Here is a 13,819-nt window from a genome sequence, read left to right as displayed (position 1 = left end):
CAGCATGTGCGTGAAAATCAACAACGCAAAAAAAATACGGGCATGGAGTTATCCATGCCCGTACGCTGAGAAATGAGTGCGCTATTGTTTAACTGCCAGCCATATCGGCACGGCACGTAGTTTCGAGGATGAAACTGCAATCGCACATCACGGCATTAAATTGCCTAAACAATATCCTCAAGATAGCGGCCAGTATAAGCCTTGGCTTTGTCCAGCAGGCCAGTACGCTTCCACTGCACTTCCAGAGCACCTGGGGTGTAATGCTGCGCACCGCCGATTTGCTCGGCAATGGCCTGGTAACGCGCGGCTTCTTCTACAAACAGAATCAGCTCAGAGGTACGGATAATGCCTTTGCCCCAGAAATTGACGCCGCCATTGGATTCCAGCAAGGCTGGTGGTGGTGCCAGCTCTGGGTATTTGTCCAGACGCTCTTTAATCACATCCAATACGCTACGAGTGCGATCCAGATGGTTAGGGATTTCACGTGCCAACAGGTGACGCGCAGCCGCTACGTAAAGGATAGGGAATGGCTTGTGTGCCAGTGACCAGGCCGAGAGATAGTTGGTGTGGATATGAATGGCGGTATCTGCATCCAGTCGTGCCTCATTCAATATATGGCCAGGCTCATCAGAAAAATTCTTGATGGCAATGCTGGGGGTATGGTCACGCGCCAGACCGCCAGGGAAGCGAATCAGCAGCAGCTTGTCGTGGCCGGGAATCTTGTGGGAGATATGGAAAGTCAGGCTGGCAGACAGGGTGCCATTTTCGCGCAACACATTAAATGCATGGATAGCATCGGCCTTGGCTTCATCCACATAAGACACCAAATCGACTTCTGCGAGATTTTCACTCATAACATATTCTCCACTAATAGATTAAATATACCTTGCAACACCATGATTGGATGTGGGTATTTCTGGATATTGATTAAACGATATCAATTCAGGCCACGCCATCCAGTTCAGGATGCTGATAAGTTTGCAAACACCATGCCAAGTGGGATTCAAGGTGGACAAATCACTGAGCCAAATACTCAAAGCGCTTGAATGAAGCCCATTAACAACATGATTAAATTGAAATAATAATCAGTCTCAAACTTCCCTTTCCAATGACGCAAGCTAGATCCCGCGCCAGATTTCACTGCTGTATTGGCAACACTTGTTGCTTTCCACCCAGTGCTGTTGTTCTGCATTCAACAGCTGTTGATTTGGAAACAGTTCACCCAGCTTAAAAACCAACACCTGGTTCTCACCCTTTGCGCACTCGAAAATTTATCCCTTTATTTTCATTAACTTAAAAAATTACCTGCTGATTTAAACCGCTTGGCATGAATCATGCCGATAGCTCTGCCATGTCGCTGCGTTTTCGCAAGGCAATCATTCATTCTAAGCAGGAAGATTTATGTCCAGACACAAACACCAAGCCGCGCTATTCATCAGAAGCCCACTGGCTAGCGCTGTAGCCGCCGCCTTTGTTGGCAGCCTCTTGATCCATCCCGCATTTGCTGCTGAAGAAGCAACAGCCGCTGATGCCGCTACCAGCAACAAGGAAGAAGCGCAAAAGCAGGAAAACAACGCAGCTGTGACTGCCGCAGCCCCCAAGGATGTTGAATCCTCACTCGGTAGCGTAGTCGTGACTGCCCAGCGCCGTGAAGAAACCGCGCAGGAAGTTTCCACCGCCATCTCGGTATTGAGTGGCAAAGAACTGCAAGACCGTGGCGTAGGCCGCTCTGCTGGTGAAGTACTCAACAGCGTGCCCAACTCCTCCGCTGGCACGATTCAGAATGGTCGTCCACGTTGGTGGATTCGTGGTGTGGGTGCAGGTCAGCAGCAGCTGGACTTCCCTAACCCGATTGGTTTCTATCTTGATGATGTATTCATCAGCAACGCCACTGCGACTGGTATCCCCATCTTTGATATCGAGCGCGTAGAAGTGCTGCGCGGCCCGCAAGGCACGCTGTGGGGCAAGAACACCACAGGTGGCGCGGTGAATATCGTTTCCAAGAAGCCTACCTTCTCTGACAAGCCTGAAGGTTATGCCAAGGTCGATTACGGTAGCTTTGGTGACAAGGTGATTCAGGGAGCGGTAGGCGGCACTATTGTCGATGAACGTGTCGCTGGCCGCATCTCCTTCTACAACCAGGATCTTGATGGCCGTTTCAAGAACCAGTTCAACGGCAAGACTGCAGGCGCGGTTGAAGATTCCGTGATTCGTGGTCAATTGCTGTTTGCGCTGACCCCAGACCTGGATGCCTTGTTGAATGTCTATCATCGCAAATACAAGACTCAGGGTAACGTTGGTACCGTCAAGAGCAACAGCCCAACCGGACAGTTCCGTAACGGTTATGTGCCCAGCACTGATATCAACCATGTCAGCAGCAATGCTGAAGACAGCAGCGATATCACACAAAATGGTGTCTCGCTCAACGTCAACTGGCAGGTAGGCAAGCTCACCCTGACCTCGATCACTGCCTTTGCCGATTTCAAGCAGGAAACCCTGCAAGACTCAGACAACACGCCTCTAGAAATTGGCCGTAGCTACACCGATGCCAAGAGCCGTCAATGGAGCCAGGAATTCCGCTTGGCGTCACCACGTGAAGACCGCTGGAACTGGTTAACTGGTTTCTTCTACTTCAAGGAAGATATCAACTCCTTCAGCGCAGCAGCTCGTCTGCCCAATGGCGCTGTGCCGCAATTCACACCTTTGAGTGGCACCCAGCAGGCACGTAGCTTTAACGCCAGTGATTTGTCGCATGAAACCGAAAGCTATGCCATCTTCGGTAGCACCACCTATAACTTCACCGAGAAGTTTGACACCACACTGGGTGCACGCTGGACCACGGAAGAGAAGGAATACGATCTTAATCGTCGCAGCAATGCCCTGGGTCAAACTGGCGCCGATACCAGCTGGTCAGATTACGGTCAGTGGTGGAGCAGCTACAACGGTGGCATTGGTGGTACAGGTACATTTGCCGACAGCCGTAGCAAGCGCTGGAATGCGTTTACCTACGACATTACGCCTTCGTACAAGATTACTGATCACCAACGTGTTTACTTCAAGTTCTCACGCGGCATCAAGTCTGGTGGCTACAACACAGCAGCCGCCAACCCATTGGCACTGAATACCCTCAAGCCAGAGGAACTCAATGCCTTCGAACTGGGTTACAAGTCCGAGTGGCTCAATGGTCGCGTAAACTTCAACGCCAACGCCTTCTACTATGACTACAGCAATGTACAGGTCAACGTGGTAGGTACCAATCTCAACGTGCCTATCTCCTACCTGCAAAATGTGGAGAAGGCCAGCGTCAAGGGTGCGGAATTTGAAATTGAAGCCCTGGCTACCAACAATCTGCGCCTGAACGCCAATATCGGCTTGCTGGATACCGAGTTCGAGAAGTTTGATGTACAGAATGGCGGCGGCAACTATGACGGCAACCAGTTTGTGCGTGCGCCTCACGTCAATGCGCTGGTAGGTGCCAATTACCGCATCCCCCTGGCTAATGGCAGCAAGGTGATTCTCGCTACCGATGCACGTTACGTTGGCAAGCAGTTCTTCTTTGTTGTGCCTCAGGATAATCCGCTGCTGAATCAAGACCCTTACACCGTTGTGAACGCACGTGCGACCTATAGCACAGCTAACGACAAGATTGAGGTGACTGGTTACGTCAACAACCTGTTTGACAAGGAATACCGATACCACGCGCTGCCAGCCAGCGCAGCAACTGGTAACACAGTGTATTGGGGCAACCCACGCACGATTGGTGCTTCCCTCACCTTCAGGTTCTAAATCTGGCTTAAAGCCAACGTGCTCAAGCAGTTAACAGCATGGTAGTACCCGGCAGGACAGTCTGGATTTCCAGGCTGTCCTGCCTTATTTACTGCAACAGATTTTTGTAAGGCGGGGCAATCACATGCCTGCACCAGGCCACACGGCCAGTTAACGTCTATAAATACAACAGCCATAAATACATAGACTTGCGGAACTCTCACATGAACAACCGTTTTCCCTTATTGCGCTGCCTGGCGCTCTATCGCTTTATGCCCTGGAAATTTGCCCTGACCGCCCTGCTGTTCACGCTGGTCAATATCGGCATGGCCTGGCAACTGTGGATAGTCGGCCAGGCGGTACAAGATGTACAAAGCGGCCATGCCGTGACCCGGCTGGCCGATGGCAGCCTGGCACTGGATCAGTTGCTGCCCTGGATTATTCTGCTGGTATCAGTGGCCCTGGGCCGTGGCGTGCTGCAATACTTTGGCGGCCTGATGTCGCTGATCATAGGCCAGGATTTGCTCACCATTCTGCGTGACCGCATTTTGCGCCAGGTACAGCGCCTTGACCTCGCCTATCACTGGCGTCATGGCATGGGTGAAATTGTCACCCGCACCACGCGCGATGCCGACAAGGTGCGCGATGCGCTGATCAACTTCTGGCGGCAGGTGTTTGAAGCCAGCCTCTGGGTCATCGTCTCTGTGGCCTTGCTTTCCTGGTATCACCCGGCTTTGGGCCTGGGCACGCTGGCTTTTACGCTGGCGGGTATGTGGATTTTTGTCAGCCAGACCGAGCGTCTGGTGACTTTGGATAGAGCCGTTGGCAATGCCTATGACTTTGTGAATCAGGAGTTGAGCGAAGGCGTGAATGGCGTGCGCGTGATCAAGTCTTTTGGCTTGGAACAGCAGCGCATCGAGATTTTTACGCGTCTGGTGCAGGTATTCATAGGCCACGCGCGCACGGCGCTGGCTTACGCGGCCTCACGCATCCCTGTGCCACAAACCGTGGTGGCCTTGACCCATGTCTGGATTCTGGCGCTGGGTGCCTGGCTGGTGCAGCAGGGCCAGCTCAACATCGGCCAACTGGTGGCTTCGGTCTTGGTGGCCAACACCTTGGTGTTCCGCATTGAAGGCATAGGCCGCGTGATGCAGATTTTTGCCGATGCCCGCGCTTCTGCTGCCCGTATCTGGGAGCTGCTCGATGAAGAGCCGGAAATCCTGCCCGGCACGCAAGAGATTCCAGCAGGCGCATTGGGCTTGCGCCTCAATAACGTCAGCGTGCATTCCCCAGGCGGTGGCTCGGCCATTCTGGATCATTGCAGTTTGGAAGTAGCGCCCGGTGAAGTGATTGCCATTGTCGGTGCCACAGGCTCGGGCAAGAGCACCTTGGCAGGCTTGTTGCCGCGCCTGCTGGAGGCCGACCATGGCGAGGTGCAGATAGGCTCGGCCTGGGCGGGCTGGCTGAATGTAGATAATTTGCAACTGGATGCGCTGCGCACCCGCGTCAATGTGGTGCCGCAAGAAAGCTTTTTGTTCTCAGACACCCTGGCCGCCAATCTCAGGCTGGCCAAGCCCGATGCCACAGAGCAGGAATTGCTGCAGGCGCTGGAGCTGGCCTCAGCCACCGAAGTGCTGGAGAAGTTAGAGAATGGCCTGCAAACCCGCATTGGCGACCGTGGCATTACGCTCTCTGGCGGCCAGCGCCAGCGTATCAGCCTGGCGCGTGCCTTCTTGGCCCAGCCTGACATTCTGATTCTGGATGATGGCACCAGTGCGCTGGACGCCATGACCGAGCGCCGCGTGCTGGACAGCATACGCAAGCTGCGCACGCATTCCGGCCACCCCATGACCGTGGTGATGATAGCAAGCAAGCTTTCCACCATTCTGCTGGCCGACCGCGTAGCCATGCTCGATCAGGGCCGCATCAGCGCCGCAGGCACTCACGAACATTTAGTTTTGACCAGCGCGGCTTACCGCGACCTGGTAGGAGTCCAACATGGCCAATGATATTCGCGGCGACAAGCCGCTTAATGATATAGAACTCGAACAATCTCTCGCCAAGCAAAGCCTGGACCGCAATATGTTCTGGCGCTTGCTGCCCTTGCTGCGTCAGGTACGCGGCAAAATTGCCACGGTCATCGTGCTGGAAATGCTGCTGGTAGGCGTGATTTTCATACGCCCGTGGTTTTTGCGTGAAGTCATAGACAATGGCTTTATCCAGACCGCACAAGGCGTGATACTCAACACGCCGCTAGTGGCATGGATGGCCATTGCCACCGCCGCCAGCTGGGCTGTGCGCTTTGGTGTGGCCGGGGCTTCGCAATATCTGGCGGGCACCGCCGCTATCACCATACTCAACAATCTGCGCATACAAGTGTTTACCCATGTGCAGGCGCTTTCTATCCGCTATTTCGATCAAACCAAGGCTGGCCGCATTATCTCGCGTGCCGACCGTGATATCGATATGCTGGAGCCACTGCTGATTCAAGGGCCGCCAGAACTGTTCTCTGCAGTGCTGCGCCTAATGGTGGCTTCATTGGCCTTGTGGTGGATATCGCCCAAGCTATTTCTGGCGCTGGCCAGCATAGTGCCAATTTTGATTTTGGGCACCTGGCTGTTCAAGCGCATCTCCGAGAAAATCTGGGGCCGGGTGGCAGAAGCCAGAGCGCGCTTTACCGCGCACCTGGTAGAAACCGTTTCCGGCGTGCGCATTATCAAGCAAACCGTCAACGAGGCCCCTAACGAGCGCCGCTACCGCGCCCTGCTCGATGATTTCAACAATATATTGATACGCGGCAGCATGCGTTCTAGCTGGTTCCTGCCACTGACTCAGGTGTTGAGCACCGTGGGCATGGCTTTCCTGCTGGCGGCAGGCGGCATAGGCATTGCCGATCACGAGATGACCGTGGGCCAACTGGCGCAAAGTTTGTTCTATGTGCAATTGTTCCTGGGGCCACTGCAGGAGCTGAACGATTTGTTTGAGCGTTACACCTCGGGGGCTTCTTCGGCCCAACGTATCTTTTTGATGCTGGATACCCAGCCAGAAATCAACGACCCCGCACAGCCACGCAGCCCGGCTGTGACCAAGGGTGAGGTGGAATTCCGTGATGTGTCTTTTGCCTATAACCCCAAGGCCACACAACCCGTGCTCAAAAATCTCAGCCTGCATATCCCTGCGGGTGAGGTGCTGGCGATTGTAGGGCCTACAGGGCATGGCAAAAGCACGCTGGTGCAATTGCTGACGCGCTTTTATGAAGTGCAGCAAGGCCAGGTGCTGATTGACGGCCAGGACGTGCGTGACTATGCGCAGCAGGATTTGCGCCGCAAAGTGGGCGTGGTGCTGCAAGACAACGTACTATTCTCTGGCACCGTGCTGCATAACCTGCGCCTGGCCTCCCCTGCTGCTAGTGACGATGCCTTGATTGCCGCTGCACGTGAACTGGGCGCGGATGAAGTGCTGGAACGTTTGCCTGCGGGTTACCACACTGAAGTTGGCCCTATGGGTGCCTTCCTCAGCCATGGTCAGCGCCAGTTGGTGTGCCTGGTGCGCGCCTATCTGGCCAACCCGGCCGTGCTGGTGCTGGACGAAGCCACCTCTGCGGTGGATATCCACACCGAGCGCCGCATACAAACTGCCTTCCGCCGCCTGTGCGAAGGCCGCACCGCCATCATCATTGCCCACCGTCTGGCCACCATACGCGATGCCGACCGTATTGCCGTGATCTGGAATGGTGAAGTGGCAGAACTGGGCAACCATCAGCAATTGATCGCTCAGGGTGGCGCTTACGCCAGGCTGTATCAGGCTTATGAACAAGCCTCTACCTCCACCGCTGCGGTTTAAGCAATCTTCTGTTTATTTGGCAACAGTGCCTGCCTGCACTGTTGCCATAAAAGCAGATAGCCGCCTGGTGTGGCTGTAGCAACAGTAGCAACTTTCCTATTTTCCATATCAAAATCAATCACTTATACAAACAGCAGCAGAAATGCCAGCCTGGCATAAATCCTGCAAAAGATATGGCTCCAGACTCGCCCGCCCCGGCAGGCACTGATGGTTTAAGGATACAAGCACCATGGCTTGGCTCCGTACTTTGGATTTATGCCTCACCCCTTTAGGAGAACTTCATGTCACAAGATTCAAGCATAGACAGCATTTGGTACACACGTTGCCCCGTTCCTACTCCGCTGGGCCTGGCTGCGCGTCAGGACTGGTTCAAGCAGGAATTCGCCAACGATGGCATCACCATCAACACCCTGCAAGAAACCCAGGACGCAGCATTGCGTGAATCCCACTACGATCACAAACTGCCACACTCCTTCCGCCAGGGCGGCAATGTGCCCGCCATCTGGCGCGTGCCAATGGTACAGATACCAAAGTAATTGGCCTCAACTGGGTGGACGAAGCCCAGCTGATACTGGCGCTGCCAGAATCCGGCATCAAGGAACCCAAGGACCTCAAAGGCAAGCGCATTGCGCTGCCATTAAACCGCATCAGCATTGATCACCAACGTGCCAGCGCCCTGCGCGGCATTATCGTCACCCTGGAAACCGCAGGCCTGACCCACAAAGACGTTGAGCTGATTGATTTTGAAGTGCCACAATCCGCCCCAACCGCAGGCTGGGGCGCAGGTGTACGCACCGCCTATGCCACAGAACTGGAAGCGCTGAAGAGCGGCAAGGTAGATGTGATTTTCACCAAGGGCGCACGTGGCTATGAAGCCGCTGAAGCCAATGGCCTGACCATTATTTATGATGTACGCCAGCACCCTGATGCCCGCGTACGTGCCAACAATGGCGCACCACGTCCTATCACGGTTGATGCCGAGTTCCTCAAGCAACGCCCTGACCTGGTAGCACGCTTCCTCAGCCGTATTGTGGATGCGGGTGATTGGGCTGCCGCTCATGAAGCTGAAACCGTGGCTTATATCGCCAAAGAAAGCGGCTCTAATGACGAATACGTGCGCAAGGCCTATGGCAACGACATTCATCTGCGCCAGGGTACAGACCTCAGCGCTGAATCGATAGAAGCGCTGGAAGGCTACAAAAACTTCCTGCTGGAGTGGGGTTTCATCAAGGCAGACTTTGACGTTAAAGCCTGGATAGACCCAGCACCACTGGCTGCTGTGCTGAGCGGTGCTGCTAAAAAAGCCGCCTAATAAGCTTATAACAAACAACCATATCAAGCCTTAACTTCATGTGGTTAAATAAGGCAGTCCTACATCTGGGACTGCCTTATTTTTTGGGCCTGAGCGGCACGCCAGACCTCAGGCCTGTTACCCCCGGAACAAAAACAGGAGATCAACATGGCTACATTACGTTTAGGCGATACCGCGCCTGACTTCACACAGGATTCCAGCATAGGAAAACTATCCTTCCACGAATGGCTGGGTGACAGCTGGGGCATCTTCTTCTCACACCCTGCCGATTACACCCCGGTGTGCACCACAGAGCTGGGTGCCACCGCCAAACTGGCGGGCGAATTCAAAAAGCGTAACGTCAAAGCCATTGCGCTGTCGGTAGACCCGGTAGATTCACACAAGGGCTGGATCAGCGATATTAATGAAACCCAGGGCACAGAAGTCAACTTCCCCATCATCGCCGATCAGGATAGAAAGGTAGCAGAGCTGTATGACCTGATACACCCTAATGCCAGCACCACCGCCACCGTGCGCTCAGTATTCATCATAGACCCAAAGAAAAAAATCCGCCTGACGCTGACCTACCCCGCCAGCACAGGCCGCAACTTCAACGAAATCCTGCGCGTGATCGATTCTTTGCAACTGACCGAATACCACAGCGTGGCCACCCCCGCCAACTGGCAGGATGGCGATGACGTAGTGATTGTGCCGTCGATTACCGACCCGAAGTGCTGAAAGAGAAATTCCCCAAGGCTATAAGGCCGTCAAACCTTACCTGCGCCTCACCCCGCAGCCCAATAAATAAACTGCAAACCACCCTGCCCGCGCTTCAGCGGGCATTTTTTTGCCTGGCGTGGGTGGGCACGAGGGGCGCGCATAAGGGCATGCGAGAAAAAAACCAGAAAATTTTTTCACATGGCCCGCAAGCCAAACTCAAGCCCGGCATTAGCGAGAAGTATTGATTCAAAAAGGAAAAATTCAGCGCGTCAAAATCAGCTGAAAAAGCGCCCTAAAATAATCATAAAAAAATGGCGAAACTTGTTGACCATACCCCTGAGAGCTTTATAGTACGGCCTTCATCGATTCCCCGATAGCTCAGTCGGTAGAGCAACGGACTGTTAATCCGTGTGTCCCTGGTTCGAGCCCAGGTCGGGGAGCCAGATAAAAAAAGGCCAGTGCAAATGCACTGGCCTTTTTCATTATTGGCTAATAATTCAGCGCGAATGTCCCCCGCGTTAAATTAGTATTGATTATCGACTTCTCTTCTTTTCGACCTCTCTTGAAAATTTACCTGCATTCGAACTTGCATCAGTGGCACCGTTTTTTCAGCAATTACCTAGCTAGCCATCTCATGATGATGTTTTGTTTTAGCTTTAAAACCGCAGTAAAAGAAAAAGCCGACATAAGTCGGCTTCTATTCACTCCTTACTGAAACACTTTATTTTGCTGCGTTTTCAGCAGTAGCGGTTTTAGCTGTAGTAACTTCTTTCACAACAGTACCATCAGACTTTTTGCCAAGTAGAATTTGATTTTCAACTTCGTCCTTACGGTCATAGACAAGGTTTTCGCCCATTTGCACCTTGATCCAGCCAGGATAGGAATAAGCCGTACCCTTGTTGTGATCTATGATGGCACCAATACCGCCACCAAAAATAATGTTTCCGTACATGCCGCCATTAGCGCGTGAAACCACAGTGCCATTGCCATCTAATTGGCCATCAACTGCACAACGCACTGATAAATTCTCGCCTGACCTATGAACATTGAGTGAGCCAGGAGTGTATGTTTTCCACTCCCCCCTATCGTTGCGAGCGACACACTCTATTCCTTTTACTGGCTTGTTGTCTGCAGAATAAGTTTCGATCTGGATATTTTGGTAGGCGTCTTTGGTGATGGTAGCGCAACCAGACACAGTGGATACAACAGCTAGCACAGCGGCTAGCTGGATAATGCTCTTGCTCATAATTCCCCTTGAATATTTAATTAAACTTCGTATTATTTTTTTGTTTAGTTAGTTATTTATCTACAACCTTTCTAAACGCACGAAATATTAATTGAATACAAGTATCATTTGAAGTCTATTAAATTGAAATTTTTATAAAAATCCAACTTAATTCTCAAACAATAAAACTATTTACGCTCATACGAAGGGCATTAATTATCGGCCATCCCCTCAAAGTGAGCATGCGAATATTTTATCAATATCAAACAATTACCATTTGGTGATTAATGATATATTGATTTAGTCAATTTTTGCACTTTGGCCTTATTAGAAAAATATTGTCACGACTAGAGTCTGTTTTAACGCTATGTGCGTATGTCGGTAATTATCAGATATACCCCATCATAGGTAATTAGCTTGGATGGACTTGGTTAATCTATGATTGAGTCGCAATATAGCTTTTTGTGAATCTGAAATATGTAATCACTGCTTATCGCTTGGCAGTTTTTATATGCGCGTAAATAGTTAGCATAATTGTGCGATTTCAGAAAATTAGAAATTCACTCGTACAGTGCGATGAGCCCCTACTCACACTACAACACTACCCCTTTGCAACATGTTCAGGTTTGCCTTTGCGCTTGGTAGAAGCCAGCTCCTTTAATTCTTTCTGGCTCATGGATTTCTCCATCGTCTTAGAGGCACCCTTAAGACTGCTCTTGCTGACCTTGCCACGCTTGGCTGCAAGCGCTGCGCCTGCGGCTTTTTGCTGGGCTTGGGATTTGGCTGGCATGATGTTTCCTTAAGTTTGTTTAACACGGTTTCAGCTTAAGCCTGCGCTTGTCCATCTGTAGTTAGGTATAGGCCGAATCTGCTGTCAGTGCGCAGCCATGCCCAGCCTAAGTCTGGCTTAACACCCTCAGCCTCACCCATGCTTGCCAAACCCTGCCTCTGAATAAACGGGCACCTTGTGCTGACTTCATGGTCGTAAAAGTTTGCAGATGTCTATCAATAAAATAATCTAAGGAGCCTAGCATGAGCACAAAAAGCCGTTTTAGCCCTTTACAGCGCACCTTGCTGGCCTTGTTGCTGGCGGTGCTGGCCGGGGTGGGGATTTACCGCGTGATAGGCCCAGAGCCGCCCTTGCCTGAGCCTGCACGCACCGATATAGAAGCGCAGGCGCGGCACCTGGAGCAGCGTGCAGCTGAGGCCAAGGCCGATGGCGATAACAACACCAGCAAGTGGATGACCGCGCCGCTGGTGAAAGATGGGGTGGATGCCAAGAAAGTAGAGCCTGATGAAACCCCGCTGGCGGAACCCAAGGTTGAACCGCATTGAGGGCTTGCAGTTATGCTCAACGCTCTGGCTGATATCTCTAAGAAATGATCAGTAGTGATTTGGCCAAGTAGTGATTCAACTTAGCAGTGATTCAATTAAGCAGCGATTTAACATAGACGCCCCACCTTGCCCCCATTAGCATGCTGTACAGATGTACAGCATGCTTTAAAATGCCTGGCTATACCGTGGTTTAATTACGCTTGAATCACCCCTGCCTGATGTTCAACTCACTTTGATGCCCTGCCCATGTTGCCTGCTTATGTATTGCTAGATCTTGAAACCACTGGTGCCACTGCCGTCAGCGACAGAATTACCGAGATAGGTCTGGTGCGTTATGAAAACGGTATAGAGGTAAAGCGCTGGCAGACGCTGGTGAACCCTGAAATGCATATCACGCCTTTCATACAGCGCATTACCGGCATTGATGATGAAATGGTGAAAGATGCGCCCTTGTTTAAGGATGTGGCGCATGAGTTGCTGGAGCATCTGCATGGCGCGGTGCTGTGCGCGCATAACGTGCGTTTTGACCATGGCTTTCTCAAGAGTGAGTTCAAGCGCCTGGGCATTACGCTGCGGCAAAAGGTGTTGTGCACGGTGAAGCTCTCGCGCCTGCTTTACCCTGAGCACAAAAGCCATGGGCTGGATGCGATTATTGCGCGCCATGCCATTCATTGCTCGGCGCGTCACCGGGCCATGGGTGATGTGGAGGTAATGGAGCTTTTCTTGATGTAGCCGCGCGTGAGCATGGCATGGTGAAGCTGGAGGCCACCGCTGCGGAACTACTCAAGAGCCAGTCCCTGCCTTTGGGGCTGGATGCGCAATTACTGGATGACCTGCCCGAGCAGCCTGGGGTGTATCTGTTTTATGGCGAGAATGCGCTGCCTCTTTATGTAGGCAAAAGCACCAATATCCGCTCCCGTGTGCTCTCGCATTTTAATAGCGACCATAGCCGTGCGCGTGGCATGCGCATCACGCAGGAAATCAAACATGTGGAATGGATAGAAACCGCAGGTGAATTTGGTGCCTTGCTGCTGGAGGCGCGGCTGATCAAGGAGCGTCAGCCTATTCATAACCGCCAGTTGCGCCGCGAGCGCCAGCTTTGCGCCTGGCAGCTAAGCCCTGACCCAGCGGCTCAGCCTTGTTAAACCTGGCAGACCTCAACGAAACCCAGCCGGATGCGCTGGGTGAGTTATTTGGCACTTATCGCAGCAAGCGCCAGGCCATAGCCGCGCTGCGGCAGATAGCCGAGGCGCATCAATTATGCCCACAGGCGCTGGGGCTGGAACCGGGGGCTGGGGCTTGTTTTTCGCAGCAGTTAAAACGCTGTAAAGGCGTATGTTGCGGCAAGGAGGCACCAGCGCTGCATTATCTGCGGTTGAAGCAGGCGCTGATCAGCCATCAGCTCAAATCCTGGCCTTATCCTGGCAAGCTCGGCATACAAGAGCATGGCCAGGATAAATCCGTGATTCATGTGTTTGAGCACTGGTGCTACCTCGCAGCGTCAGCGATGAAGCCGGGCTGGAAAGCCTGCGCGAAACCCGGCTGCAGTTCAGCTTTGACCTTGATACCTACAAGCTGCTGCAAAAGCAAATCAGCAAGTCCAAACTCAAACTGTTGCAGCTCTAGCTTTTAGGTTATAG

The 13,819-nt window shown here is 52.5% G+C and carries 9 protein-coding genes, 1 tRNA gene and 2 pseudogenes; 9 read left to right on the top strand and 3 right to left on the bottom strand.

What is annotated here, in order from left to right:
- Positions 1-164 precede the first annotated feature (164 nt).
- Positions 165-854, bottom strand: a complete 690-nt coding sequence (locus JCM2850_RS02825) for a class II aldolase/adducin family protein (RefSeq protein WP_025869701.1) — start codon at positions 852-854, stop codon at positions 165-167.
- Positions 855-1,401: 547 nt separating this feature from the next.
- Between JCM2850_RS02825 and JCM2850_RS02815 the strand changes: the two genes are divergently transcribed.
- From JCM2850_RS02815 to JCM2850_RS02790, 7 genes and pseudogenes are all read left to right on the top strand, one after another.
- A complete protein-coding gene (locus JCM2850_RS02815) occupies positions 1,402-3,786 on the top strand; it encodes a TonB-dependent receptor (protein WP_025869700.1) in 2,385 nt (794 codons plus the stop codon).
- 203 nt (positions 3,787-3,989) lie between these two features.
- Complete coding sequence (locus tag JCM2850_RS02810; RefSeq protein WP_025869699.1) at positions 3,990-5,774, top strand: ABC transporter ATP-binding protein; 1,785 nt, start codon at positions 3,990-3,992, stop codon at positions 5,772-5,774.
- Positions 5,764-7,608 (top strand): ABC transporter ATP-binding protein, encoded by a 1,845-nt coding sequence (locus tag JCM2850_RS02805; protein WP_025869698.1) that lies wholly within the window; start codon positions 5,764-5,766, stop codon positions 7,606-7,608. The genes JCM2850_RS02810 and JCM2850_RS02805 overlap by 11 nt, the downstream gene beginning before the upstream one ends.
- A 281-nt stretch (positions 7,609-7,889) precedes the next feature.
- Positions 7,890-8,144 (top strand): hypothetical protein, encoded by a 255-nt coding sequence (locus JCM2850_RS22285; protein WP_234406044.1) that lies wholly within the window; start codon positions 7,890-7,892, stop codon positions 8,142-8,144.
- Between the two features lie 14 nt (positions 8,145-8,158).
- The gene (locus JCM2850_RS16630) at positions 8,159-8,920 is read left to right on the top strand and encodes an ABC transporter substrate-binding protein (RefSeq protein ID WP_234406043.1); all 762 of its coding nucleotides are present in this window, start codon (positions 8,159-8,161) and stop codon (positions 8,918-8,920) included.
- Between the two features lie 147 nt (positions 8,921-9,067).
- A pseudogene (locus tag JCM2850_RS16625) lies at positions 9,068-9,707 on the top strand (peroxiredoxin).
- Between the two features lie 279 nt (positions 9,708-9,986).
- Positions 9,987-10,062: transfer RNA gene (locus tag JCM2850_RS02790), tRNA-Asn, on the top strand.
- A 278-nt stretch (positions 10,063-10,340) separates the two neighbouring features.
- On the opposite strand, the gene JCM2850_RS02785 is transcribed toward JCM2850_RS02790, so the two are convergent.
- Together JCM2850_RS02785 and JCM2850_RS02780 are read right to left on the bottom strand one after the other, a co-directional pair.
- Positions 10,341-10,865, bottom strand: a complete 525-nt coding sequence (locus JCM2850_RS02785; RefSeq protein ID WP_025869697.1) for a hypothetical protein — start codon at positions 10,863-10,865, stop codon at positions 10,341-10,343.
- A gap of 580 nt (positions 10,866-11,445) precedes the next feature.
- Positions 11,446-11,634 carry a DUF3008 family protein gene (locus JCM2850_RS02780; protein ID WP_025869696.1) on the bottom strand — a complete coding sequence of 63 codons (189 nt, stop codon included), beginning with the start codon at positions 11,632-11,634 and terminating at the stop codon, positions 11,446-11,448.
- 242 nt (positions 11,635-11,876) lie between these two features.
- Here JCM2850_RS02780 and JCM2850_RS02775 point away from each other — a divergent pair, with 242 nt between their 5' ends.
- The gene (locus tag JCM2850_RS02775; protein ID WP_025869695.1) at positions 11,877-12,179 is read left to right on the top strand and encodes a hypothetical protein; all 303 of its coding nucleotides are present in this window, start codon (positions 11,877-11,879) and stop codon (positions 12,177-12,179) included.
- Positions 12,180-12,425: 246 nt separating this feature from the next.
- Positions 12,426-13,805, top strand: a pseudogene (locus JCM2850_RS24225) (exonuclease domain-containing protein).
- The last annotated feature ends 14 nt before the right edge of the window (positions 13,806-13,819 follow it).

The organism is Methylobacillus glycogenes JCM 2850 (assembly GCF_000617925.1).
GTDB classification, from domain to species: Bacteria; Pseudomonadota; Gammaproteobacteria; order Burkholderiales; family Methylophilaceae; genus Methylobacillus; species Methylobacillus glycogenes.
This window is presented reverse-complemented; position numbering and strand designations above follow the sequence as displayed.

What these genes read in the sequence shown, in the direction of transcription:
- JCM2850_RS02775 (WP_025869695.1), top strand. Translation starts at nt 11,877, where the DNA reads ATGAGCACAAAAAGCCGTTTTAGCCCTTTACAGCGCACCTTGCTGGCC.
- JCM2850_RS02785 (WP_025869697.1), bottom strand. Translation starts at nt 10,865, where the DNA reads ATGAGCAAGAGCATTATCCAGCTAGCCGCTGTGCTAGCTGTTGTATCC.
- JCM2850_RS02810 (WP_025869699.1), top strand. Translation starts at nt 3,990, where the DNA reads ATGAACAACCGTTTTCCCTTATTGCGCTGCCTGGCGCTCTATCGCTTT.
- JCM2850_RS02815 (WP_025869700.1), top strand. Translation starts at nt 1,402, where the DNA reads ATGTCCAGACACAAACACCAAGCCGCGCTATTCATCAGAAGCCCACTG.
- JCM2850_RS02780 (WP_025869696.1), bottom strand. Translation starts at nt 11,634, where the DNA reads ATGCCAGCCAAATCCCAAGCCCAGCAAAAAGCCGCAGGCGCAGCGCTT.
- JCM2850_RS02805 (WP_025869698.1), top strand. Translation starts at nt 5,764, where the DNA reads ATGGCCAATGATATTCGCGGCGACAAGCCGCTTAATGATATAGAACTC.
- JCM2850_RS02825 (WP_025869701.1), bottom strand. Translation starts at nt 854, where the DNA reads ATGAGTGAAAATCTCGCAGAAGTCGATTTGGTGTCTTATGTGGATGAA.
- JCM2850_RS22285 (WP_234406044.1), top strand. Translation starts at nt 7,890, where the DNA reads ATGTCACAAGATTCAAGCATAGACAGCATTTGGTACACACGTTGCCCC.